Origin of the sequence: Thiocapsa bogorovii (genome assembly GCF_021228795.1) — a bacterium.
In the GTDB taxonomy this organism is placed as follows: domain Bacteria; phylum Pseudomonadota; class Gammaproteobacteria; order Chromatiales; family Chromatiaceae; genus Thiocapsa; species Thiocapsa bogorovii.
Map to the genome: position 1 here is coordinate 1,943,532 of NZ_CP089309.1, position 24,965 is coordinate 1,968,496.

Annotated in this window: 23 protein-coding genes and 1 pseudogene; 3 read left to right on the top strand and 21 right to left on the bottom strand. The window is 63.3% G+C overall.

What is annotated here, in order from left to right; genetic code table 11:
• Positions 1-172: 172 nt before the first annotated feature.
• From idi to pufB (LT988_RS08885), 11 genes are all read right to left on the bottom strand, one after another.
• Complete coding sequence (idi, locus tag LT988_RS08835) at positions 173-745, bottom strand: isopentenyl-diphosphate Delta-isomerase (RefSeq protein ID WP_232409801.1); 573 nt, start codon at positions 743-745, stop codon at positions 173-175.
• A 48-nt stretch (positions 746-793) separates the two neighbouring features.
• The gene (locus tag LT988_RS08840; protein WP_232409802.1) at positions 794-2,095 is read right to left on the bottom strand and encodes a RuBisCO large subunit C-terminal-like domain-containing protein; all 1,302 of its coding nucleotides are present in this window, start codon (positions 2,093-2,095) and stop codon (positions 794-796) included.
• A gap of 3 nt (positions 2,096-2,098) precedes the next feature.
• Positions 2,099-2,527 (bottom strand): secondary thiamine-phosphate synthase enzyme YjbQ, encoded by a 429-nt coding sequence (locus LT988_RS08845; RefSeq protein ID WP_232409803.1) that lies wholly within the window; start codon positions 2,525-2,527, stop codon positions 2,099-2,101.
• A 95-nt stretch (positions 2,528-2,622) separates the two neighbouring features.
• Positions 2,623-2,826 (bottom strand): light-harvesting antenna LH1, alpha subunit, encoded by a 204-nt coding sequence (pufA, locus tag LT988_RS08850; protein WP_093189827.1) that lies wholly within the window; start codon positions 2,824-2,826, stop codon positions 2,623-2,625.
• Between the two features lie 87 nt (positions 2,827-2,913).
• Entirely contained in the window at positions 2,914-3,057 is a 144-nt protein-coding gene (gene pufB / locus LT988_RS08855; protein ID WP_232409804.1) for a light-harvesting antenna LH1, beta subunit, read from the bottom strand.
• 133 nt (positions 3,058-3,190) lie between these two features.
• Positions 3,191-3,325, bottom strand: a complete 135-nt coding sequence (pufA, locus tag LT988_RS08860) for a light-harvesting antenna LH1, alpha subunit (protein ID WP_232409805.1) — start codon at positions 3,323-3,325, stop codon at positions 3,191-3,193.
• Positions 3,326-3,588: 263 nt separating this feature from the next.
• Positions 3,589-4,671 (bottom strand): photosynthetic reaction center cytochrome PufC, encoded by a 1,083-nt coding sequence (gene pufC, locus LT988_RS08865; protein ID WP_232409806.1) that lies wholly within the window; start codon positions 4,669-4,671, stop codon positions 3,589-3,591.
• Entirely contained in the window at positions 4,668-5,639 is a 972-nt protein-coding gene (pufM, locus tag LT988_RS08870) for a photosynthetic reaction center subunit M (RefSeq protein WP_232409807.1), read from the bottom strand. Before pufM ends, pufC begins: the two co-directional genes overlap by 4 nt.
• A gap of 16 nt (positions 5,640-5,655) precedes the next feature.
• Positions 5,656-6,492, bottom strand: a complete 837-nt coding sequence (gene pufL, locus LT988_RS08875; protein ID WP_232409808.1) for a photosynthetic reaction center subunit L — start codon at positions 6,490-6,492, stop codon at positions 5,656-5,658.
• A 115-nt stretch (positions 6,493-6,607) separates the two neighbouring features.
• Positions 6,608-6,820: a light-harvesting antenna LH1, alpha subunit gene (gene pufA, locus LT988_RS08880; protein WP_232409809.1), complete on the bottom strand. Its 213-nt coding sequence runs from the start codon at positions 6,818-6,820 to the stop codon at positions 6,608-6,610.
• Positions 6,821-6,900: 80 nt separating this feature from the next.
• A complete protein-coding gene (gene pufB, locus LT988_RS08885; protein ID WP_093033233.1) occupies positions 6,901-7,044 on the bottom strand; it encodes a light-harvesting antenna LH1, beta subunit in 144 nt (47 codons plus the stop codon).
• A gap of 453 nt (positions 7,045-7,497) precedes the next feature.
• Between pufB (LT988_RS08885) and LT988_RS08890 the strand changes: the two are divergent.
• Positions 7,498-8,886 (top strand): annotated as a pseudogene (locus LT988_RS08890) (IS1380-like element ISTro1 family transposase); the annotation flags it as partial.
• A gap of 578 nt (positions 8,887-9,464) precedes the next feature.
• On the opposite strand, the gene bchZ reads toward LT988_RS08890, so the two are convergent.
• From bchZ to LT988_RS08920, 6 genes are all read right to left on the bottom strand, one after another.
• Complete coding sequence (gene bchZ, locus LT988_RS08895; protein ID WP_232409810.1) at positions 9,465-10,904, bottom strand: chlorophyllide a reductase subunit Z; 1,440 nt, start codon at positions 10,902-10,904, stop codon at positions 9,465-9,467.
• Positions 10,905-10,929: 25 nt separating this feature from the next.
• The gene (gene bchY, locus LT988_RS08900; protein WP_232409811.1) at positions 10,930-12,426 is read right to left on the bottom strand and encodes a chlorophyllide a reductase subunit Y; all 1,497 of its coding nucleotides are present in this window, start codon (positions 12,424-12,426) and stop codon (positions 10,930-10,932) included.
• Complete coding sequence (locus LT988_RS08905) at positions 12,419-13,342, bottom strand: chlorophyllide a reductase iron protein subunit X (RefSeq protein WP_232410544.1); 924 nt, start codon at positions 13,340-13,342, stop codon at positions 12,419-12,421. The genes bchY and LT988_RS08905 overlap by 8 nt, the downstream gene beginning before the upstream one ends.
• 71 nt (positions 13,343-13,413) lie before the next feature.
• Positions 13,414-14,367, bottom strand: coding sequence for a chlorophyll synthesis pathway protein BchC (bchC, locus tag LT988_RS08910; RefSeq protein ID WP_232409812.1), 954 nt, complete (start codon positions 14,365-14,367; stop codon positions 13,414-13,416).
• 108 nt (positions 14,368-14,475) lie between these two features.
• Complete coding sequence (locus LT988_RS08915) at positions 14,476-15,591, bottom strand: acetylserotonin O-methyltransferase (protein ID WP_232409813.1); 1,116 nt, start codon at positions 15,589-15,591, stop codon at positions 14,476-14,478.
• 394 nt (positions 15,592-15,985) lie between these two features.
• Complete coding sequence (locus tag LT988_RS08920) at positions 15,986-16,852, bottom strand: polyprenyl synthetase family protein (RefSeq protein WP_232409814.1); 867 nt, start codon at positions 16,850-16,852, stop codon at positions 15,986-15,988.
• A gap of 119 nt (positions 16,853-16,971) precedes the next feature.
• On the opposite strand from LT988_RS08920, the gene crtD reads away from it, so the two are divergent.
• The gene (gene crtD / locus LT988_RS08925) at positions 16,972-18,468 is read left to right on the top strand and encodes a 1-hydroxycarotenoid 3,4-desaturase CrtD (protein WP_232409815.1); all 1,497 of its coding nucleotides are present in this window, start codon (positions 16,972-16,974) and stop codon (positions 18,466-18,468) included.
• Between the two features lie 80 nt (positions 18,469-18,548).
• The gene (locus LT988_RS08930; RefSeq protein ID WP_232409816.1) at positions 18,549-19,382 is read left to right on the top strand and encodes a carotenoid 1,2-hydratase; all 834 of its coding nucleotides are present in this window, start codon (positions 18,549-18,551) and stop codon (positions 19,380-19,382) included.
• A 115-nt stretch (positions 19,383-19,497) separates the two neighbouring features.
• Here LT988_RS08930 and LT988_RS08935 read toward each other — a convergent pair whose 3' ends face one another.
• The 4 genes from LT988_RS08935 to bchE are packed head-to-tail and all read right to left on the bottom strand — an operon-like array spanning position 19,498 to position 24,595.
• The gene (locus LT988_RS08935; protein WP_232409817.1) at positions 19,498-20,904 is read right to left on the bottom strand and encodes an AMP-binding protein; all 1,407 of its coding nucleotides are present in this window, start codon (positions 20,902-20,904) and stop codon (positions 19,498-19,500) included.
• 58 nt (positions 20,905-20,962) lie between these two features.
• Positions 20,963-21,568: a bacteriochlorophyll 4-vinyl reductase gene (gene bchJ, locus LT988_RS08940; RefSeq protein WP_232409818.1), complete on the bottom strand. Its 606-nt coding sequence runs from the start codon at positions 21,566-21,568 to the stop codon at positions 20,963-20,965.
• Positions 21,565-22,926 carry an oxygen-independent coproporphyrinogen III oxidase gene (hemN, locus tag LT988_RS08945; RefSeq protein ID WP_232409819.1) on the bottom strand — a complete coding sequence of 454 codons (1,362 nt, stop codon included), beginning with the start codon at positions 22,924-22,926 and terminating at the stop codon, positions 21,565-21,567. Before hemN ends, bchJ begins: the two co-directional genes overlap by 4 nt.
• A gap of 13 nt (positions 22,927-22,939) precedes the next feature.
• Positions 22,940-24,595 carry a magnesium-protoporphyrin IX monomethyl ester anaerobic oxidative cyclase gene (gene bchE, locus LT988_RS08950; protein WP_232409820.1) on the bottom strand — a complete coding sequence of 552 codons (1,656 nt, stop codon included), beginning with the start codon at positions 24,593-24,595 and terminating at the stop codon, positions 22,940-22,942.
• Between the last annotated feature and the right edge of the window lie 370 nt (positions 24,596-24,965).

A 24,965-nucleotide genomic window follows, 5' to 3' on the forward strand; every position in this document is an offset into this window, starting at 1 on the left:
CAATGGACGACCTCGACACATCTGCCGCACTGCTCTAGGAGAATCGCCGCATTTCGTCCAGAGACAGTTGGGACATGCTCGTCCGATCACCAGTGCGGCCTCGACCTTGGTCGCTTTGCGTGCAGGTTTCGTACTTCGCGCACGCACCCGGCGGGCCTATTTCATCGCGGGCTCATCGCGGGAACAGGCGATTCATCAGCAGTCCGAACCAGGGCGTAAACCACTCGGGCCGGCGCGCGAGAGCGCGGTGGATGGCCGGGACGGACATCCACCGCCAGGCACCGATCTCGGAGGGATCGGGGCGAGGATCCCCGGCGTAAACGCCGAAGAAAACGTGAAGATACTCGTGCTCGATCAAACCGGAGGCCTGATCCTCCGCACGGTAGACGAGCTGGGAGCGTTCCGTGAGCGGAACCCGGATTCCGAATTCTTCCTTCAGGCGTCGCCCGGCGGCCCGGGTCGTCGGCTCGTCCGGCCTGGGATGGCCGCAGCAGGTGTTGGACCAACGTGTCGCGAAATGATATTTCACATCGGCGCGCCGCTGCAGCAAGAGTCGGTCGTCGGCGTCGAAGACCAGGATCGAGAAGGCGCGGTGCAATTGACCGTCGCGATGCGCGTCGATCTTCCCGGCGGGGCCGAGGATCTGGTCCCGGTCATCGACCAGGATGACCTGCTCGCTGGCGTCGCGCTGCGATGCGCGTTCCAAGGCGTCGGCCGCAATCGGGGGTACGATTCGAGCACTCAAACATGACCTCCAGCGAAACGTCTCGGCGCGATGCCGATGCAGTGCGGCTCAGGCACGACAACCGAAGGCGTCGATCGCGGCGCTCAGCTCCGCGTGTTGAATCGCGTAATCCTCGATCGGGATCCCGGCAGCAATGGCCTCCCACGCCTGACGGATGCTTGCGGCGCCGCCACGTGGACCCATTGGGTGCCCGAAGACCCCGCGCCCGGGCACGAAACCGAAATCACGCGTTCCGAGCTGATCATGGACCCGCTTGAGCGTCCCGGCCCAATCGCTCCCGCCAGGCACCGGCAGACTCGGGCGTAGATGGCCCATCGGCTCCAGGCACGCGGCGGCGTTGCGACGAACCTCGGTATCCGACATGAACATTCGACCGCCGAACCCCGGCATGATGATGACGTCGAATCCGGCGAGTCGCTGCAACTTGGTCATCACCACCGAACCGATGCCGAACCGCTCCAAGCGACTCAGGGCGGCGATCATCGGGAAGTGCGCCACTAAGGGGACGCGGGTCTGCCGAGCCAGCATTCGAACGGCGCTCAATCCGACAGTCAAGGCATTGACGAGCAGGGCGTTTGCTCCGTTCGCGACCGCCACATCGTGCAGGTCGGTCAATCGATCGACCTCGTCGGTGACGTTGGCCAGGTAGACCTTCGCGGTGCCCGTTTCCGCTTCCGCCGCACGACGCGCCGATCCCAAGAGCGCGGAGCGGCGCTCAAGGCTACACCAATCGGTATCGCAAAGCATCTCGTCGTCCTTGGCCACGTCGAGCCCACCCAACCACCCGTGGAGGCCAAGCTCCGCCATATCCTCCGGCGCAAGTCCAATATTCGGCTTGATGACCCCGAAGAAGATCGGACGATCGTAGACCCCGAGCAGGTCGCGAAAACCCTCGACACCGTAGCGAGGGCCGTCGAACTGGCTCAGATAGACATCGGGAAAATGAATGTCGAGCAGCTTCACGACCGGGGCGCCGGGCGAGAAGAAGGTGCCTTCGCCGCAGACCGCACTGAGAAGATTCGGGATTCGGGGACCGAAATTGCGATGTGGATGGGCGATGCGAACGCGACAAGCGTGAATCTCGCCGTCGCCCGGTGCCGTCAAACCGTAGCTGAATTCCGGGAGCGTCGCATCAACGGAGAGATGGACGACTTTCGCACCGAACTCGCCGCGTAGGTCCTCGCCCGAGCCGACGCGGTGCCACTGGGCGGTCGACTGCTCCGAGCAGAAGTGTGCAACCGCAACGCGCGGGTCTCCCCGGCACTCCAGGTAATAGTCGAGACGCAGATAGGCGTCGGGATCCAGATTATCCGCATCCGCAAAAAACCCTTCGAGATCGGCTGCCGTCATCCGCTATTGCTCTCCGCTGATCTGCATCAGAAGCCGGCGCTCATCGCGCGGACCATCCAATTCGATGAAAAAGACCGATTGCCAGCCGCCGAGAAGCAAACACCCGTCTGCAACCGGGATGGTCTGCGATGCAGTCATCAGAAGACCGAGCAGGTGGGAATGCGCGTTCAGGCGACCGTCGATCGGATTGCGGTTATGCCGGAAATCCGTATCGGCGGGAACGAGACGGTGAAGGAAATCGAGCATGTCACGCTGCAACATCTGCTCTTTTTCATTCAAGCACACGAAGGCGGTCGTGTGGGGCGAGAATAAGGTGACTTGACCTTGGACAATTCCGCTTTCTTTGAAGCGTGTCTGAACGAGTGCCGTGATATCGATGATCTCGATCGGTGCGGCCGTGCTCAGGACAATCGATTCGCAGAGGAGGAACATCGGCAGGGCTTCGGGCGGAGACCTTCGAGCGTCGCGATCTCGGGCGGGGTCGGCGTTGCCCACCGCCCGCCCGAGATCGCAAACTGCGGCCTGATCTAACGGCCGGCGGGCAGGGGAGCCATCTGAGCCGCAGGCGTCACAGCGGCAGCCTTGCCGGCAGCAGGCGTGCCGTCGGACAGCCAGTTGAAGTCGGCCGTGCTGAGCAGGATAAAGTGGATCAACAGCCCGAGCACCAACAGGAAACCGAACAAAGCGACCAGCGTTCTGCGCGGATCGAAGATCTGCCAAATTTTGTGCATGTGTTTATCTCCTAAGGACGTAATGCGGGACGGTGCAGATCGCTGCGCTCCTCCCGTCGGACTCCATTGCGAGTCTAAAGCGCTCGACTACAGCCAGGGGCGCCAGAGCCATGCAAGGATGTGAGCGACAATGACGACGCCGAAGAACCCGGTCATGCTCTGCACGAAGATACCGTGGAATTCTTTCGCCTCTTCTTCGGTCAGACCGGACATGCTTTTCACTTCAGCCATGGAATTACCCTCACTTGTCATGTTTTGGCCAGTTGGCCGTTACCGCGAACTTCCCCGCGGCGGGGACCACAGTGGACCGGACCATCCACGCGTCCTGACGGAGCGCGCGGATGCTCCCGATGCGAACACCGGACTAAACGCCCCCGAGCCAGTTGAAGCCCGGACTGCTGAGCAGGATAAAGTGGATCAACAAAGCCAGGACGAGCAGGAACCCGAACAAGCCTACGAGTGTTCTGCGCGGATCGAAGATCTGCCAAATTTTATGCATCTGTGTACTCCAGTGACTATTAGATGGGTGCTGCTGCATCAGCAAACGCCCGTTGGGCCTTCAATCGTGCCCCGCTGCCCGATCAGAGCCAGGGGCGCCATCACCGATCTGTTCCGCTTGACCCGATCTGCCTTGCGGCAACCTAGGGCAGCGCTTACGGGCACGGCCTGCTGAACCATCTCACCCGATGTGCGCCGGACCGAAATCCGGCGCTGCTTTTGGCCTCCCTGCCTTGTGCCGACCAGCCAAGCCGGCCGACTTGCTTACAACTGCTTCGGCTGGGCCGCAGGCGTTGGTACCGCCGCGGGCTCGACCGGAGCCGCTTCCTCGGGCGCCGCAATCAGGGTCGGACCTGCGAGTGCGGGGTAGTCCTTGAGCATCTGAGCACCGTAAAGCGGCTTATAAGCGCCCTGATGGCAGGTCGCGCAGCTCACACGGTAGGGATCGCCCAGCGGTCCTTTCCGCGTCTCGGGCAACACCTCGTTCAACGGCCAGATATATTCCTGGTTGATCTCGCGCACATGCCGGATCGCATACCAAGCGGTCGTCCGCTGCGGCGTGCTTTGATCCCAGGCGAAGAAGGACCGGCTGTTGTGGCAGAAGGTGCAGTTGACGCCGAGCGAATCGGAGATCTGCATCATCAAGCCATAGGTCCACTCCGCTTGCTTGGTCGAAGCCAGGTTGCCGCTCGGCAGAGCCGAGTCGCCGATCACGCGGATCTCGTTCGCCTGATCCAAGAACGGCGTAAAGGGATCGAACGGCAAAGACGCATAGGCAACCGTCGACGAAGCAATGTTCTGGCCCGTGGGAGACACGCCTGAGGGCAGATCCGGACCGGGATCGGTCGTCCAGACATACTCAGGTACCGGCTTGCCCCGATGGCAGGTATAGCAGGTCACACCAGTGTTCGCGACATGATCCTTCCATGCGGAATTCGCTTGCTGCGTCATCTGGAACATCTTGCGAGATACGACCTTCGTATAGATGTCGTCCGACGCCCAGTTGCCGGGCACGTGGCAATAGTTGCAACCCTGCTCCGGAGCGACCCAGGTCGTGACGGCCACCATCAGACGGGTGAAATCCGCAACGGTGAGATCACTCAGGACCTGAACGTTCTCATAGACCTCGGAGACCTTCGGCCCGCCCGGTGCTGCCGCCGGAATCGGCTCCGGAGGCTGGTTCGCTTTAAAGCTTCGAGCCAGGTCGCCGGGGTTTTTGACATGCTCCATCGCAAGACCGCGGTAACCCAACTGGACGGTCTCGGGTGGCGGTGCTTCACAGCCGGCGACAAAAACCGAAGCGACAACAGCCGCGAGCGGGATCGACGTGTAATGAGCCATCTTCATTGCGAAACCCCCTGCAACATCGTCGGATCCACAGCACCTTCAAGCGGATAGACGGGAGCAACACCATGCTTTACGGCCCAAAGATACCAGTTGTCGACCACGGTTCCGGTCAGGAGAATCCCGATACCGGCGGTGATGACCGTCAAGACCGCAAACCACCAAGCCCAGCGATGAATCGATTCCATCGTGGCATTGAAGCCCATCGTCCAGCGCCAGAAGAGAGCTGCACGCTCCGCTGCGGTGCCGCGATCCGTGATCTGGTCGATCTCTCGATCGCCGCCAAACCGGCTGACGGAGAGGATCGTCGCGCCATGCATCGCAAACAGCAGGGCGGAGCCATACAGGAACGCAATCGAGAGCATGTGGAACGGGTTGTAATAGAGGTTCCCGTACCGAATCGAGAAGGCCGCCGTCCAGTCAAGGTGAGGGAAGATACCGAAAGGCACTGCCTCCGCCCAACTACCCATCAGAACCGGGCGAATGAAACCCAGGCTCAGATAGAAGAAGATCGCCGCCGCAAATGCCCACGATAGCCACTGACTCAAACCAAGATCCGCAGCCCGCTTGTAGGTCCGAATCCACCAAAGGATGATGGACGTGGTCAGAAAGAATCCTGCGATCAACCACCAGCCACCATCACCCAAAGGAGGGATACTGAGGCCGTAGGATGGTGGCGGCGGCTCAAGCGCCAACCAGAAGAAGTTCTTCAGAAACTCGATTGGGCTCCAATTTACGGAAGCCGCCATGTTGAAGCCGATGATCTCGATGGCGATGAAGCCGAAGAGCAAGGATGCAACACCGGTGAATCCGAGGTAGATGGGACCAATCTGAGCGTCACCGAGCTTGCCTGCCCAGTAGGAGAAGATCGGCTTGCCGATACGCGGCAGGTTGCCTTTCGGCATCGGCGTTCCGGGGTAAGCCGGAGAGCGCACCTGCACGCTTGTAAAAATGTTCTGATATTCAGCCATTGTTGTCTCCTAGACCCTACCAGAGCGGAAGCTCAAGCCACCAGTTCCACCATTCCGGCCAGCCGCGCGTCCAGAAGGGTCCGCTGATCACGATACAAACAGCGCTGAAAAACACCGCGGCGAGGGCCAGGAACAGACCCAAGCGATGGATGCCGAGTGCGCCGATGGAGTAACCGATCAGATCGCGAAAGAAGGTGTTCTCGTGCTCACCGGTCTTGACGGGCTCACCTTTCTTGGGATTCGTCACCGACAGGATGAGCGAACCGTGCATCGCCAACGCCAAGGTGGTGGTGAAGAAGAAGGTGATCGCCAACATGTGGGCCGGGTTGTAGTGGAAGTGCAGGTACTGGTACCCGACATTCGATACCCAATCCAAATGGCTCAGAATCCCGTAGGGGAAACCGTGACCCCACGCACCCATCAGGATGGGACGAATCACAACCAAGGTGACGTAGGCGCCAATGGCGAACGCAAATGCAAAAGGAACATGGAAACCGATCCCGAGCTTGCGAGCGATTTCGACCTCGCGAAGTGCCCAAGAGACAAAGGCCCCAATCGCGCAAACGGTAATGAACTGCCAGAGACCGCCTTGATCAAGCGGGGCCATTCCAAGCCCATAGCTCAGATCCGGTGGAGCGATGTTGATCTGCCAGATATTGAATGTCTGAAGCTCGGGACTCGGGCCCAGGGTGGCACCCCAGACGATCAAGAGCGTACCTAATATGGCGAAAAAGAGCGTAGCGACCCCGAAGAAGCCGACGTAAAACGGCCCCACCCAGAAGTCGAATAGGTCGCCCCCTATCAGCGTCCCGCCACGGACGCGGTATTTTTTCTCAAAACTGAGCATGGCCATCGTAAAATCCTCTGCTGGGGAGGCATCCGATCCGGCTGCCTCCTCTTAGCACTGTCGGCGGTAGGTGGGGTCTGGCTAATGAGCCACGCCTCCCCTGCCACCCCCGAAAAGGACGCTATTGCCTTTGCGGCACAACCGGCGTCACTTGCATCTGGCTGACCGCGGACTTCGCCGGGACGCCATCTTCGAGCCAGTTGAAATCTGCAGTGCTCAGCAGAATCATATGGATCGCCAGACCAAGGACAATCAGGAATGCAAACAGCGCGATCAGGATGCGGCGCGGATCCATGATCAGCCAAATTTTCCACAAGCTTTCAGTCGAGAACATATGCTTTTCTCCACGAATAGGGGCGGGTTAGATGTCCGCGTGACCAGCACCCTTTGGCGCCAGTAACGAATAGGTTTCCGCTACAGCCAGGGGCGCCACAGCCAAGCAAGGATGTGAGCAACGATGACGATCCCAAAGAACGTGGTCATGCTCTGCACGAAAATGCCATGGAACTCTTTCGCTTCTTCTTCGGTCATGCCGGACATGCTGGTGTTTTCAGCCATTGATCGATCCTCCAGTAGGAGATGAACCTAAGTGACGCCGCACCGACCCCGTGCGGCGGGGGTTTCGTCGCGGACCAATGGACCGCGACGGAGAAGCTGATCGAAACGCCCGAGCAACTTCTCGACTCAATCGTCCCGACGAGAGGGACGGGCAATTCATGTCGAGCGGAGCAGTCACTTCGCTCGACAGACAACACCGGCCAGTGCTCGGCGAAAGACCTCGCCCGTGGACCTCGACCTCCGAGGGTATGTCTAGCGACGCCGACGGCAGTAAGTCCGGAGCGTCGAATCGTAGATTGTTCAGGTCGGGTCTCACGGGTCCGGTACGAAAGCCTTGCAGGGTGACTGGATTTAGCCCGAATATTTCATAAAAAAGGGCGACTCTCGTTCAACCCATTGATAAAATGGCTGTTCCGCCAAGAACGCTTCGGAAGAAGCTAAACGAGGTCGCCCATGCCCGAGTCTACCCCGGAACAGCTGCGTTTTCCCCCGGTCGCCGGTTTCACGGTCCGCGGCGACTTCGACGGCGGCGCCATGTCGTCTGACTTTGGCCCCATGATTCTGCGCGGGGTTGATCGGCAGATCGGCCTGACCGAGCGGTTGAGCGCAGCGATCGATGATTGGCGCCATCCGTCCTACACCACCCATCCGATGCGTGAGCTGATCGCGCAACGGGTCTACCAGATCGCCTGTGCTTACGAAGACGGCAACGACGCCAATGCGCTGCGCCGTGATGCGCTGTTCAAGCTGGGGCTGGAGCGCAAGCCGCTGGATGCGACGACGGACCTGGCCAGCGGGCCGACCTTCTCGCGTTTGGAGAATGGGGTCGGCGCGCGCGACCTCTACCGCATGGCGCAGGCCTTCGTCGAGGCCTTCATCGCCAGCTACCCGAAGGCGCCGCAGGTGATCGTGCTCGATATGGACCACTCCGAAGACGCCACCCATGGCCAGCAGGAGTTCGCGTTCTACAATCATCACTACGGCAACCATTGCTACTTGCCGCTGTTTCTCTTCGAGGGCCTCTCGGGGAAGTTCATCACCGCGGTGCTGCGTCCCGGCAAGCGCCCCACCGGCGCCGAGAACGCGATGATCCTCAAGCGCGTGCTCAAGCGGCTGCGGGCCGCGTGGCCACGCACACGCATCATCCTGCGCGGCGACGGACACTTCTCCAACCCCGAGTTGATGGCCTTGGCGATGGCCGATCCGTTGACGGATTTCATCTTCGGCCTGGCGGGTAACCGGGCTCTCACGCCACGGGCCGAGCCGTTCTTGGCCGACGCCCGCAAGCTCCATGCGCTGCGCATCGAGAACGCCCGGCGCGCCGACGCCGACGTACCCGAGCGGACCCGCACCTACCACGAGGTTGACTACCGTGCCGGTTCCTGGCCCGGCGCGTGTCGGACCATCCTCAAAGCCGAGGTGACGGCGCGCGGCGACAACCTCCGCTTCGTCGTCACCTCCTTGGACTTGCCCAGTCCCGAGTGCGTCTACCGCGATCTGTACTGCGCGCGCGGCCAGGACGAGAACTTCATCAAAATGATCAAGAACGATCTGGCCAGCGATCGCACTTCCGACAGCACCTTCTTGGCCAATCAGATGCGCTTGTTCTTCTCCTGCGCCGCTTACGTCTTGCACCAAACGCTGCGCACCGAGGTCCTCGTCGGCACGGAACTGGCCAACGCCCAGCCTGCCACCGTGATCATCAAACTGTTCAAGCTCGCCGTGCGCGTGGTGCAGTACAAAGACCGCGTGCGCCTGCACCTGCCCTCGAGCTGTCCGGTCAAGACGCTGTTGCAGCAGGTCACCGAGAGGCTCTTCAACGCGCAGCCCGGGCGGCGCCCGCCTAGACGCACATACATCCCCGCACGGGGATTTCAGCACGCGCACGACGACTATGCCCACCTCGGGCAGGGCATCGTACGCCTGCGCGGCGACAAAACTACTCGTGCCCCGTTGATCAAGCCCGTTGCCGCTCGGTATTTCCACCATTCAACCCCCGCGGCGTCCCGGTCATCGCCCTCGGTGACGCCCAGCGCCGCGCAAATCCGCGAGGCCAGTGTCGGCTGTGTCGGTTTATGAAACATCCGGGTTAGGTGTCAGTCTAGCTTGACTGACGTAGATGTCAATCTACATTTACACCTGTTTTGCAGCACACCTGCGCACGGACAACGAAAGGGGGAAACTTGCCCCCAGGCCGAGGTTGATCACGGGAAAGAGGCCGGGACAAGGGCTGCGGAGGGAGTCGTGACGAGGCCGTCGAGCCGACGGCACCGGCAGGTCGGTACCACAATCGTCTCACGAGTAGCCAACGAGGACCCGCCGGCCGAGCCGGCGGGTTGAGACGGGAATAAGCCTCGCGACGATCGCCCGTCCGATTGGGTGCGGCAGGGATGGCGTGGGCCGAACAGAAGACTCCGGGACTACACCGAGCGCTGAGCGTCGACCACGCGAGCGAGACTCACCCGTTCATCCCCTGCATTGCGGGATGCGCGCTCGGCGGCATCGCGCAAGCGTTTGGCTGCCGAGATGCGCACCAGCACGGGCTGGGCATCGACGATGCGATCGAATGCCACGAGGGCATCCTCGTCCCAGGGCAGCTCGCGATGGAGTCGAGCAGGCGTGGCATCGACCTTGTCGAGATCGGTTCCGAGCGGAATGATGTTGAAGAGGGCGTCGAAGAGTGCGTTGCACACCTCTTGGACGATGTAGGTCGCACCCGAGTAACCCATGAAGGGTGTCCCCGTGTGCCGACGGATCACGGTGCCCGGAAACGATGCCGGGATATAGGTCGCGCGGGCGCCGATCTCGGACAGATACATGCGCTCGTTGTAACTCCCGAAGACGATCAGAGGCGTCTTCGTGTGCACTGCGTCGCGCACGGCATCGTTGTCCGGCTTCACGCCGGCCTTGCGCGAGAAGGTGAAATGACAAGGCAAACCCAGCTCGTCCTCCAGGAAGTGGCGGAGACCTCGAGCATAGGTGTCGGTGGCGACCACTCCGAAGCTGGCCGTGCCGAAGAAATCCTGCGTCACCGACCGCCAGAGATCCCAGATCGGCTTGATGGTCGTGTGCTTCTCCTGCTCGATGAAGGGCTCGGGATCCAGCTCAAGCAGCTCTCCGAGGGTGAGCAGGAACTTGGTCGTGCTGTGCAGACCGATCGGGGCTTGGAGAAAGGGCCGCTCGAGCGCCTCGCAGAGACTGCGACCGAACTCGCGGTACATGCAGATGTTGACCTCTGCATTCACCAGCTCCGGCACCCGATCCAGATGGCTCCCGAGCGGGAAGACCTGGTTGACCGTCGCCCCGATGCCTTCCACCAACCGTCTGATCTCGGCTAGATCCGACGGGGTGTTGAAGGTCCCGTACATGGGTCCGATGATGTTGACGCGCGGGGGCTCTCCCGGCTTGCGCGGCTTGGCCTTGGGCATCCCGCCTTTCTTCAGTCCGTATTGACTCCAAAGCCAGTACATGGCGCGATTCGCACTCTGCCACTGATCCTCGTCGATGGTGCGTGGCAGGAAGCGATGGATATTGGTCCCTTCGGGCGTGACGCCGCCGCCGATCATCTCGGCGATCGAGCCGGTGACCACCACGGCGGGACGCTTCGGATCCAGGGTGGCATAGGCGCGACGCATCGCCTCCTCGGTCCCCTTCTGGCCCAGCTCTTCCTCGCCCAGGCCGGTCACCACGACCGGAAGCTCGTGCGGCGGCAGTCCATCCGTATAGTGCAGCACGGCAGTCACCGGAAGGTTCTCGCAACCGACCGGCCCGTCGATGATGACCTGCAGGCCCTTGATGGCCGCAAAGACGTAGACGGAGCCCCAGTAACCGCCGGCGCGGTCGAGGTCGTTGATCAACATGGGTAAAACGTCCTCGATACCGGACTTAAAGTGGCTTGACGACTGGGGATAGGGCGGGTGCGGTGACCGACACGGGCGGCTGATCCCAGATCCCGCAGGTCTCGCCCGCGCCGACGCCCTCGAAGAAGACGCGCATGGCCGTGAAACGATGCCGATTGGCCAGCGCAGTATTGATGACCTGCGCCAGAGAGCCGGCACCCGCGGGGCCCATCAGCGGACGCGCCGAGATGAGATTCGTGAAATAGAGCGCGGGGATACTCATCTCCTTCGCCGCCTGCACCACCGGCGTGGTCCCGATCGCCAGATCCGGCTCCAGCGCCTTGACGGCCGCGAGATCCTGCTCCAGAGACGCACGGAACTGTACCGGCACACCACGCGACTCCAGCCAGGCGAGATCCGTTTCGGACCAGGGGGTTCGCCCGCAGGCCGTACCGACATAGGGCACGTCCGCGCCGGACTCGATCAGCAGACGCGCGACCAGCAACTCGGAGCCCTCGTAACCGGAGACCGTCACCCTGCCCTTGATCGGACTGCCCGACAGGGCGCCGGCAATGGCCGGCAGGATCTTGTTTTTGGCCAGATCGACCTTGTCCTGCGCGATCCCGCAGGCCGCTCCGATCGCGTCGAGCCAGCTCGCGGTACCCTCGCACCCGACCGGCGCGGAGCCGACGACGGGGCGACCCGCCAGGGCGAACTCGCGCGCACTCGCGGTGTATTGAGGATGAATCGCTGCGGCAACCCGACAATCGAGCGCACCGTACAGCTCGCGCCATTCGCGGGTCGGCACGACCGGGCCGGGGGCCAGTCCCATCGGCTCGAGCATCATCCCGATGCCGACCGGATCGGCCGGGAACATCTCACCGAGCAGCGTCACGGTTGGCCGCTCGCTGCGACCGCCGCGCGGTGCCTGCACCGGGCCTTGCTCTGCCTCGGTGCGCGCATACTGCAGCATCGCGCCGGCGAGCACGTCCTTCGCCTCGGCATGGGTCGGCACCCCGAATCCGGGGACGTCGATCCCGAGGATGCGGACGCCGTTGAGCTCTTTTGGCAAGAGACGCAGCGGCACGCCCGACGCGGTCGGCACGCAGAGATTGATCACCACGATGGTGTCGTAATGATCCGGATCGGCGAGCTTGAGCACCGCCTCGCGCACGTCTTCGAAGAGCGCGCCCGAGACCAGGGTCTCCGAGTCGAAGGGAACATAGCCGACCGAGCGACGCGCGCCGTAGAAATGCGAGGTGAAGGTCAGACCGTAGACACAGCAGCCCGAGCCGGCGAGCACCATGGCCGTGCGCCGCATCCGCAACCCGACCCGCAAGGCGCCAAACGCCGGACACATGGTCTGGGGTTGATCGTGCGGGCCCTTCGGATAGTCCGCCGCGTAGCGCTCCAGCAACTCGCGGTTTCCCGCTGCTGCCGCTGCGGCGTGCAAGGTCTCGGCGCCGCCGTGACAGCCGCCGCCCTCCCCCGCGTCGGTCGAGCGATTCAACGTCGCCCCTTCGCGCTCGGATGGCTCAGACATCGTCGTAGATCACCTCGAGCGAGGGTTTCTTGAAGGTCTCGGCACTGCACATATCCTCGGGCCGCGCGGGCTCGAGCACCACATGCCGGCCGACCACGTCACCCGTGAAGAGTCCCAGGAGCCCGTCTTGATCGAGCGGCTTGGGATGGATCGGCGGGGCCAGCGCGACATTGGTCGCCAGCTCTTCGAACAGCGGTCCCCAGCGATCGCCCGGCCGGCCGATGATCTCGTAATTGGCACTCTTGCGCCGGATCTCGTCGTGCGCCGGAATGGTGGCCAGGATCGGGATCTCGACGGCCTCGGCAAAGGCCTGTGCCTCGCCGGTACCGTCGTCCTTGTTGATCACCATGCCCGCGACACCGACATTGCCGCCCAGTCCACGGAAATATTCCACCGCCGAGCAGACATTGTTGGCGACATACAGCGATTGCAGGTCGTTCGATCCGACCACGATCACCTTCTGACAGAGGTCACGCGCGATCGGCAGGCCGAAGCCGCCGCAGACCACATCGCCGAGGAAGTCGAGCAGGACATAGTCGAAGTCCCACTCATGGAAACCCATGCCTTCGAGCAGCTCGAAGCCGTGGATGATGCCGCGACCGCCGCAGCCCCGGCCCACGTCCGGACCGCCGAGCTCCATCGCGAAGACACCGTCGCGTTTGAAGCAGACGTCGCCGATGCTGACCTTGTCCCCGGCGCGCTTCTTCTCGCCCGAGGTCCCCAGGATGGTGGGACAGGCACGCCCGCCGAACAGCAGGGTGGTGGTGTCGCTCTTGGGGTCGCAGCCGATCAACAGGACCTTCTTGCCCTGCTGCGCCATCATGTAGGAGAGGTTGGCGAGCGTGAAGCTCTTACCGATGCCACCCTTGCCGTAGATCGCGATGATCTGGGTCTCTTTGATGGATGGGGCGGCGATCGAGGGTGCGCCGACCGGATCCTTGGTCGATTGGCGCCCGGGCGCCAATGCGGGACTCTTGACGGATACACTCACGAGATCGATCTCCAATCCAGGATCATTTTCAGACAGTTGGGGTCGCCGAAGGCGGTGCGATAGGCCGCATCGGCTCGGCTTGCGGGCTCGCGATGGGTGATAAGCCCGCCGAGCGACAGACGCCCAGAATCGACGAGCTGTTTGACCGCGACGATATCCGGCGGACGCCATTCGGCGGCCACCTGGATGCGCGTCTCGCGCATGAACGCCGGCGGGAACGAGAAGGACAGAGGTTGGCTGTAGAACCCCGCCAGGATGACCTCGCCTCCAGGGGCCATCCGAGCGATCAGGGTGTCGAGGATCTCCGAGTCGCCGCTGACGTCGCAGATGCGTCGATAGTCGGTACGATGATCCTGATCCGGTGCAACGACCTGATAGCCGTGACCTTCGGCGCCTTGCGCCCGCTCCGGATTGGTTTCCCAAACCGTCGGGCGAGCCCCGTCGACGAGTGCCGCGATGCGCGCCACCAGTCGCCCCAGGACGCCATGGCCGATGATCAGGTCGACCGGGCCTGCACTCAGGCCGCCGATCGCGTGATAGGCCGTCGCCGCCAGCGCAAGCAGGACGGCTTCCTCGCCGAGGGCATCGCTGACCGGCACGGCCCGCTCGCCGGGCAGGACGATCCGGGAGGCCGCCCCGCCGAAGAGTCCGCGCGCCTCGTTGTAGCAGCGTGCTCCGGGGACGAAGACGCGCTGACCCACCTCGAGCCCGGAACGATCGCCGGCCCAGGTGACACGACCAACCGATTCGTAGCCCGGCACCAAGGGATAGCCCATTCCGGGGAAACTCGGCATGCGCCCGGACCAGAGCAGTCGCTCGGTGCCCGTGCTGATTCCGCTCCATTCAATGCTGACCATGACATCCGCGTCGCCCGGCGGGGTGAGTGTCAGCGGTTTGAGCGCAAGGAATTCAGGCTGATCGAGAACGACGGCGAGGGTATCGAGGTTCAATGTTCGACCCTGATAGTGACGGTGGCAGTGACAATCAAACGCATTGGAGTTTAACCCAACTCGAGCGCGTCCGGCAGAAGATGCCGGACTGAATGCATAGGACGGACCTTACGCCATGCGCGTCGCGGCCAACAAGCGTGTCAAGATCGGTCGGACGGTCGGGACCAAACGCACCGGATCGAACACGTTGAGCCGCAGCATGTTCTCGATCTCCACCGGGGTCCGCGGGCGCCCGCTGCCCATAGCGAGAAGGTAGAAACCGAAATAGGCGTCGCCGATCGGCTCCGCCCCGCGCGTCCCGGACATCGGCTCGGCGACCAGGAGCGTTCCGCCCGTCGGCAGGACGCGCCGGGCGGCCTTGATGATGGCAAGCGCCTCTTCATCGTCGTGATCGTGCAGCACCCGGACGAGAGAGACGACATCCGCGCCTTCCGGCAAGGGATCGCGCATCACATCGCCGCCGACCACGGTCGCCCGATCCGCAAGGCCCTCGCGCTGGAAGCGGGCACGCGCGCGTTCGGCGACGGCGGGCAAATCGAACAGGATGACCTTCAGATGCGGCCAACGCTTGGCCGCCGTCACCAGGAAGGTGCCGTCGCCGCCGCCGACGTCCAGGAGACACGTGTGGTCCTTCAAGGAGTAGGCATCGAGGACATCGCCGGCGATCAGCGACTGGCTGTCGGACATCAGCGCCGTGTAGCCGTCGATCGATTGCTCGTCCACGTTCGCCGCGTCGGCGTTGGCCGCGTAGGACCAATAGCTCGACAAGACCGTGCGCTCGACCTCGCCACGCAGCAAGGCAACCGGATCGGCGAGATCCGAATAGACCATCGCGTGATGCTCGACCATGGCGGCAATTCCGGGGTTTCCGATCATGGCCGCACCCAGCTCTCCCAAGGCGTAGCGCTTGTCCTCGCACGGGGCGACCAACCGCAGACTCACCGCGGCACGCAGCAGGCGGATCGCACCCTCGGGCGGCAGCGACATCCGCTTGGCCAATTCGTCCGCGCTCTGCGGGCCCTCCGCGAGGATCTCGAACAGCTTCAGACGGACGCACGCGAACAAGATCTGCGAATAGACGAACCCGGCGACGATGTCGAAGAGCTCGCGTGCACGTTTTTGTGCGATCGGGCGGGTCAAGGGGAAGGCCGAGGCCCAGCGCTGAAAACGGGGGCTTGCCAGCAGATGGTTGCGTACACCCAACCAGGAATCAAAGATCGACACGTCAACTACCTCGACGAATGGATAAAAGGCTAAAGGCTAAAGGCGAATCCGGTCGCGAGGACGTACAGGTTGCGCCCCTGACGACGAACGCCATCGCTGAATATCGCGTCCCGCCCGAGCCGCGTCATTCAACGACACAGACAGGCGGCGCACGACAGGCGCGAAAGACCGAAAGCGGCTGTTTGACGTGCGAACCGACGCGACCTAAACCGCGTCCAGAGCGAAATGCGTCATTTTCACTTTCGTGTTTGGCTTTGGGGATATCCTCGATCTCGGTGAGACGGGGTTTAAAATTGAATCGTTTAATATTTTAAACCGCGCCAGCTCCGACATTCGTCGGAGCCGGCGCGACCAAGGCAATCCAACAAACTTCGCACATCGCACCGGGCGCGGTTTAAGCGCGATCGGCGAGGCCCTTCGGCATAATATGTCGCGATTCCGACATCAGGACCTCTGCAAGTTGCGCGGAGCCCGGACATGGCGGGATCGCATCGATGGCGCCCTTGACCAGACCGCGAAGCAGAGCGACCGCGCCGTCCACCCCGAGCTCGCCTGCAGCGCTCGGGCGATTGAGTACCGCATCGCGCCCGACCGGCTTGCCGACCTCTTGGGCACTGGCGGCGACGTCGCGCAGATCATCCGCGACCTGGTAGGCTTCGCCGATCTTGTCGCCGACCACACGCCAGGCATCGGCATCGGCCCCGGCCACTTGAGCACCGGCGGCGGTTGCAGCGGCAAAGAGCGCGCCTGTCTTCGCCCGGTGATAGTCTGCGACGGAGACCTTGGGCTCACACTCCCAAGCCTGACCGGCGACGATGCCGGACGGCATCCCGACAGCTCGGCTGACGGTCATCAGGAGTGGCGCCAGACGCTCCGGGCTGTTGCCCAAGACGCGGGCCAAATTTTCGAAGGCGAGGACGATCAGGGCATCGCCGGCCAACACGGCGAGCGGCTCGCCGTAGGCCCGATGGACCGAGGGCAGACCTCGACGCAGCGGGGAGTCGTCGAAACAAGGCAGATCGTCATGGACCAGGGACGCGCAGTGGAGCAGCTCGATGGAGGCGCCGGCGGCATCGGCAGCCTCGACATCGCGGCTGCCGCACGCCGCAGCGACGGCCAAACAGAGCCGCGGTCGCACGCGCGCTCCGCCCGGGAAGACGGCATGGCGAACCGCCTCGGCAAGCCTGGGCGGGCAGGCCGACGTCGTCACCGACTCCAAGGCTGCCGCCAGTGCTTGCTCGATTCGCGTGGTTGGATCCATCGCCGCTCCCCCGGTCGCCGCCGATCTGTAAATATTAGTTGACACTTGTAAGTGTCATGTACAATAGACACGGACGCCAACGGCGTCAAATACAAATCGTAAAGAGAGGCCATCATCGGATGCCCACAGAGAAAGTCATCGTCGTCGGCGCCGGCATCGGCGGACTCGTCACCGCAGTTCAACTGGCCTCGCGCGGCCTTGAGGTGCGTGTCCTCGAACGGGCTACGGCCCCCGGCGGAAAGATGCGCGAGGTCGTGGTCGGCGATCAACACATCGACGCCGGACCGACGGTCTTCACGATGCGCTGGATCTTCGAAGAGATCTTTGCCGAGGCGGGCGCATCCCTGACCGACTATCTGACGCTCGAGCCGTTCGAGATCTTAGCACGCCACGCTTGGAGCGAGCATGAGCGCTTCGACCTCTTCGCCGACGAGGAGCGCACCATCGATGCGATCGGCGACTTCGCCGGCGCGGCCGAGGCCAAACGCTATCGCGGCTTCTGCGAGCACGCGCGCACCATCTTCGAGACGCTCGACGGACCCTTCATCCGGTCCTCGCGTCCGAACCCGATCAGTCTGGTGAGTCGTTGCGGGATCAGCGGCTTTCCGGGCCTGCGCCGCATCAAGCCGTTCGACAGCCTCTGGCAGTCCCTCGGAGAGCATTTCAAGGATCAGCGTCTGCGCCAACTCTTCGGGCGCTACTCGACCTATTGCGGCTCCTCGCCCTTTCTTGCACCCGCCACCCTGATGCTGATCGCTCACGTGGAGCGCCAAGGCGTCTGGTCGGTCGAAGGCGGCATGCATCAGACGGCCGTTGCCTTGGCGCGGCTGGCCGAATCGCTCGGCGCCCGCATTACCTACGGCGCCGATGTGTCGGAGATCCTTGTCGAGCGCGGGCGCGCCCGAGGGGTTCGGCTCGGCTCGGGCGAGCAGCTCCAAGCCGACGCGGTCGTCTTCAACGGCGACGCCGCCGCACTCGCCAACGGGCGCTTGGGCGCAGGCGTCGGACAGGCCGTCGCCAAGACCGCACCGTCCGAGCGCTCGCTCTCCGCGATCACCTGGAGTCTGGTCGCACGCACGGAAGGCTTCCCGCTGTTGCGCCACAGCGTCTTCTTCTGCCGCGACTACCCGGCCGAATTCGAAGACATCTTCGGCCGCGGCCAGGTCCCGCGCGAGGGCACCGTTTACATCTGCGCCCAAGATCGCGGCGCCCACGACGACGCAGCACCGCAGGGACCCGAGCGTCTACTTTGCCTCCTCAACGCCCCTGCAAAGGGCGACCGGCACCCATTCGACACCGCGGAGATCGAGCAATGCGAGCAGCGGGCATTCTCACTCCTGGAGCGCTGTGGGCTCCAGGTCCATCGGACACCCGAGACGAGCGTCGTCACGACGCCGGCCGTCTTCAACCAGCTCTTCCCGGCGACGGGCGGGGCCCTTTACGGCCAGGCGTCACACGGATGGAGGGCCTCCTTCACGCGTCCTCCGTCGCGCAGCAAGGTGCCGGGGCTCTATCTGGCCGGGGGGAGCGCGCATCCGGGAGCCGGGGTACCGATGGCGGCCATGTCGGGACGCCTGGCGGCAGCGACCCTGCTCGCGGACCTCGCTTCGACCTGAGGATCACGCCCGGCGGCTATCTCTGGTGGTATCTGGATGCACTGAGCGATGACGGAGACCATGGCCTAACCATCATCGCCATGCTCGGCAGCGTCTTCTCGCCGTACTACGCGTGGGCGCGACGGCGCGGCAATCCGGACCCGCTCAATCACTGTGCGCTCAATGTCGCGCTCTACGGCAAAGCAGGGAAACGCTGGACCATGACCGAGCGCGGGCGCAAGGCACTGCGTCAGGCGCCGGGCCGGCTCGACATCGGTCCGAGCCATCTGACCTGGGACGGCACGGCACTGACCATCGACGTCAACGAGATCACCGCACCCATCCCCTCGCGGGTGCGCGGACGCATTCGGGTGATTCCGGCCGCCGTCAACGCGCGCGAGTTCACGCTCGATCCGGCGGAACGCCATGTCTGGTGGCCGATCGCGCCGATCTCGCGCGTCGAGGTCGACCTGGAAAAACCGGCATTGCGCTGGAGCGGCCATGGCTATCTCGACTCAAATCGCGGGGAGGAGCCGCTCGAAGACGCCTTCCAGTGTTGGGACTGGTCGCGCGCCAATACGCCGTCAGGCACCACCATGCTCTACGACGTGACCGCGCGTCACGGGACCGGCGCCAGCCTCGCGCTGCGCTTCAATGCCTCGGGCGAGGTCGAGGAATTCCCCCCGCCGCCGCGGGTGCGGCTGCCCACGACCGGGATCTGGCGCATCAAGCGCGGGACCCAGTGCGAGGCGGGGCATCAGGCGCGCGTCGTGGAGACGCTGGAAGACACGCCCTTCTACGCACGCTCGCTCGTGGAGACACGCCTGGCCGGCGAGACCGCAACCTGCGTTCACGAGAGCCTCTCGCTCGATCGCTTTGCCTCGCCCGTCGTGCAACTGATGCTGCCGTTTCGGATGCCACGCGTCGGCGGCTGAGAAGACACTCAACCGCGCTCAGCGCGGTATGCGATGTTTTGGATGGGATCGACGCCGGCAGACTTGACGACCGTTGGAGCCGGCGCGGTTGAGGATACGAATAGAAATACAATCTTTAAGGGCCGGATACGGATTCAAGGGCAAAGGCACGGATCGCAATTCGATCATACTTGCCCGAATCCAGCAGCGGGAGCCCGGCGACCCGCTTGAAGGCGCGGGGTCTCTCGGCGCCCGAGAGGGCACCGTCGCACCAGCGCTCGAATGCCTGCTCGTCGAGATCGCCGCTGTAGACAACGACCAAGCGATGCCCCCAGGTCGCATCGTCGAGAGCGACGACGGCCAGGTCCGAGACGCCGGGGGCCGCGCGGAGGAGCTCATCCACGCGGGTCAGCGAGATGTTGTTGCCGCCGATGACCAAGACGTCGTCGGCGCGTCCGACAACTCGGAGATCACCCTCCGCGTCGAGGCCGCCCAGGTCCGAGGTCTCGAACCAGCCCTCCTTGAGCCCCTGCCCAGGACGGCGTCCGGGGTTGGCGTAACCGGCCATCAACATGGGTCCGCGGACCCGAAGCCGACTCGGACCATCGCGCCCGTCGTGCCGATCGATCTCCACGTCCGGGAGCAACGGACCCACGCGACCGTCGCACGGGACGCGCTCCAGCGAACACGCCGAGGTCGCGATCTGGGATGCGGTCTCGGTCATGCCGTAGGTGAGGAAGAGCGGCCAACCGGCGAGGAGTGCGCGCTCGGCCAACACTGGATTCAGGGCTTGTCCGCCTACCAGAACCACGCGCAGGGAGGGTGGAGGCGCGGCACCCGACTCGAGCAAGCGGCCCAACATCGGCGGCACCAGAGAGATATGAGTCACCGCGTAACGTTGCAGATCCTCGGCGACGGCCTGCGCGTCGAATCCTTCATGCAGGATCAAGCTCGCCCCCGCGAGCGCCCAACGATGGATAATCGCCAGACCGCCGATATGACTCAGCCGTAGGCAACAAAGCCAAAGGTCCCCGGATCCGAAACCGAGGCGGCGATTTACAGCCGCAGCCGAGGCAAGCAGGTTATGGCGGGTCAACATCACAACCTTGGGCCCGCCGCTGCTGCCGCTGGTCTTCAGGAGCAGAGCCAGCTCCGAAGCCGAGGTCCCGGTACCCGGGGATGCGTTCCCGGTTGCGACACCGATCGGAAGGCCCGTCGGGATCAGGGTCTCTGACTCGGGAGACCAACGCCACTCCGCCCCGGTCGCGGCGGCCAGCGCGAGTAGCGCGCTCGGATCCAAACCGGTGCGATACGGCAGCAAGGCCGCCCCGACCCGCATAAGCGCCAGGTTCATCACGACCGGCTCGATCACGGGGGTATCCGGACAGAGGACGACCTGTGCCGGCCGAAGCCCGTGCTTCGTCAACCCGAGCACACGCTCGCGCAGCTGCGTCTCTCGCTCGAGCGGATCCAAACAGGTGCCGCCGAAGAGAAGGCGGCCGTGACAACCGAATCGATCGGACAAGACGATGGATGGAGACAATCGGTCGCGAATGGGTCGACGAGGGAACCGAGAAGGCCGGGCTATCGGGCGGAGTGCCCTACCAGCGCACCTCGAAGACACAGGATTCGTCACCGTTGGCCTGGCAGGCAACCTCGGTGACCCGCGCGTTCGGGTGGACGAGCCTGGAGAACAGGCGCTCGAAGCTCCCGGCATAGAAATCACAGAGAGGTTCGTTGGCCGAAGCGCCTCGGCAGATCGGACCATCCGTCACCGTCAGCCTGGTCGGACGACCGGGCTTGCCGTCGAAGACACCGCTACCGACAAAGGTCCAGGCGTTACGACGAATCGCCGAAATCAGTACGCGGCTCGCGAGACGAGCCGGAAGGATGACGAGGAGGCGCTGGACCGGACGAGGGATGCGGTTTGCGAGCAGATAATCGCCCGTACGCAATCCAGCATCGTGGGAAACGGAACGCGCTTCAGCGAGACCCAAGTGCTCGCGCAGCGCGGCCTGGAGCCGAGTGACCTCGAACTCGTCGACCATCTCGGACGGGGGTGTCTTCAGATAGTGCTCGAGGCCGGCGGCTCGGAATACCTGAGCGACGACATCTGGTCCGCGCGCCTCATCCAACGCCTCGGCGACGCGGATGACGGCGTTGGGTCCCACCCGCGCGGTCGCACCAAGATCGGCGGGCGCGTTCAAGGCCCTGCCGTCGCGCGCCACTGGGTGCTTCCCCAGTCAACGGACGCGTCCTGCTCGACACAGAGCCCATGCAGGAGATAACGTCCCTCTTCGGTGACCCGGATCCCATCGTCCGTCACCTCAAGCAGGCCACGTCCGCCGTCGCGGCAAAGGCTTTCGTACTCGCGCTCCAAGCCGTGCGCAGATGACGCGGGTAGCTCAAGGTTGCACATGAGATAAAGGATGGCCTCCCGACGGCGCCGATCCTGATCACTCAGCCGCCGGCCCCAGGACACGGGAAGCAGACCGGACGACACGCAACGCTGCCAGGTTTTGAGGTCCGGCGCGTTTTGAACCAAAGCGCCACCGACCTCCCCGATCCCGCTCGGACCGAAGGCGAGCACCTGCTTGGCCGGCATCGGGGTGTAGCCGATTGCGTTGCGATAGAGTCGGCGCTCGTCTTGGGCGCTGGTGAGCTCGTCCGCCTCGCGCGCGAAGACATCCAGACCGACCCAGCGATAACCTGCTGCCGAAAAGCACTCGACGGCCTGATGGAACAGGGCCAGCTTTTCGGCCACCGACGGAAGGTGGTCCGCGCTGATGGCATGTTGATGAGGCCTGCTGACGGGATCGTGCGCGTAGCTGAAACAGGCGACCCGATCCGGCCCGAGCGCGACGATCTGGTCGAGCGTCTGCTGAAACCCCTCCGGCGTCTGGAAGGGCAAACCGTAAATCAGATCGAGATTGATGCTCTCGAACCCGGTGTCCCGCGCGGTCAGAAAGACGTCGCGCACCATATCGAGTGACTGGACGCGACCGATGGCCCGCTGTACGTCTGAGTTGAGGTCTTGCACACCGAAACTGATGCGCTTGAATCCGAGCCCGTAGAGGAGGTCGAGCTGGCCAGCCGAGGTGCGTCGCGGATTACATTCGATCGACGTACAGGCTCGATCCGAAATCCGGAAATAGCGCTCGACGATTTCCATCAGCCGAGCCAGTTGGGGTTCGTTGAGATGGTTCGGGGTGCCGCCTCCGACGTGAAGCTGATCGGTGACCCGACCGCGGCCGATGATGTCGGCAACCAGCCCCATCTCCCGGTCGAGAGTATCGAGGTACTGATCGACCTTCTCCTCGCTGTGCGTGATGGTTGTATTGCACGCACAGTAGAGACAGCGCACGTGACAGAAAGGGACGTGCACGTACACGGAGACATGCTCGTCGGGGCTGTTGCGCAGCCCCATGAGCGCTTCTTTGTAGTTCGAATCCGAGAAGGTCGCGTCGCCGCCCATTTGCGATGTCGCCAAGGCGCACCCGGGCGGCAAATGTCCGAACCGCTCGAGGAGCTCGAGCGGCAGACTTGAGGGGAGTGGAGGCGCCATGTCTTGCACCCGGTTAGTCAGGTTGGACTGCCGTCATCTTGGGCTTGGAGGCTGCGGCTTTGACCGGCAGATCCGATTCGGAAACCTGCAGATCGTCCGGAGCTCCGCAAGCCACGATCTTGACGGGCGTCCCTTTGAAATTCATGTCCGCCGACAGCTCCGGACGATCCCGCTTCAACTGCGCGATCTCGTCTGCAGTGAGGACCTTGGACGCGTCGAAGCCCAAATCGACTTCGGTCGACATCCCCTTCATCTTGAGGCGCTCGAGGTCGTAGAACTTTTTCGACGCCGTGGTCTTCGCGAAGGCCTTGAGGCAGCCGAGCATGTAACGTCTGCGGAACTTGTCCTTGATCCAAGGATACTCCAAGAAGCTCTTGCGCATGTAGAAGCGCGCATAATTCTTCAGGACGCCCTTGAGCACCTGCTCGCGGGTCATCGCCTCGGGCTTCATGATCGGAGTGACGAAATTGTACTTCGAGTAGTCGCGAACCTCCACCCGGTCACCCAACTCCTCGAACAGCTCCGCGAACGGCCATGGCGTATACATGTTCCAGTTCGCCATGTCGGGCTTCCAGTCCTGGGCGAGCTTGTAGGTCTCCTCGATGGTCTCGGGCGTCTCGTTTTCGAGGCCCATGATGAACTGGACCTCCGCGACGATTCCGGCCTGCTGCAGGAGCTTGACCGCGAGCTTGTTCTGCTCGACCGTCGTTTGCTTGCGGAAGGTGTCGAGGTTCAACTGCGAGACCGCCTCGGTGCCGAGCGAGACATGGACCAGACCGGCCTTACGGTACAAGGGCAGCAGGTTGCGATCGCGCATGATGTCGGTCACGCGCGTGTTGATGCCCCAATGGAGCGGGAGGTCGCGCTTGATCAACTCCTCGCAGAGTGCGACGAACTTCTTCTGGAAGATCGTCGGCTCCTCGTCGGCGAGGATCATGAAGCCGACGTTGTAGTCTCGAACCAGGGTTTCGATCTCGTCGACGAATTTCTTCGGATCGCGATGACGGTACTTGCGCCAGAACTTCCACTGCGAACAAAAACGGCAGGTAAAGGGGCAGCCACGCGCGAAGTTCGGCACGGCGACCCGGCAGTTGAGGGGGGTGTAGATGTACTTGTCCCAGTCGAGCAGCGACCAGTCCGGCGTCAAGGTGTCCAGATCTTCGATCACCGGACGCGCAGGGGTTGCGACGACTTGGCCGTCGTCATCGATATAGGCAATACCCCAGATACGCTTGCGATCTTGCCGATGGGTGCCCGCCTCGATCGATTGCAGGAGAGCGACCGCGATCTCCTCGCCCTCTCCGCGCACGATATAGTCGATCCAGGGCGCCTCGCTGAAGACCTGGGTATACATGAAGGTCGGATGGATGCCGCCGAGCACGGTGACGCAGTTCGGAAGCACCTCCTTGGCGATCTGCAGCGTGGTCTGCGCCTTGTAGATCTGCGGCGTGATGGCGGTGGCGAGGACGACGTCGGGCTGATTGACCCGAATAATCTCGCGCAGTTTCTCATCCGGAATATCGTAGGTCATGGCATCGATGAACCGGATGTTCGTCATGCCCGCGTGCTTGAGCGCACCTCCGATGTAGGCGACCCAACCGGGTGGCCAGTTTCCCGCGATTTCCGCACCACCACAGTGATAGTTAGGCTGGATCATCAATATACGCATGAGAATTCCTCAGGAACGGGTCGAACGGCAAACGGCCATTCGAGCCTGACCGCATCAGTCCGATCTCGGGCGTCACCGAGCGCTAGAGCCAACGGCGCCGGCACCGAGACGCGAGGCCACCGGGTACGATGCCTCGGCGATGCCTTGGCCTAGAGCTCGAACGTTTCCGAATCGGGTCGTTTCGTATCGCGCCTTCCGGACGCGCATTGCCTCACACCTTAGCTGATTCCCGAGCAGCTCGATATGATTCGCGTCAACCGCGCCGAGCGCGACGACATCGTCTCTCCGACACCGCCTCGACCGATATGCCCACAAGCGTAGCCGAGACTCCGGCTCGGATCAAAGTCTGCAACCGGGCGGGCGCGTGCGC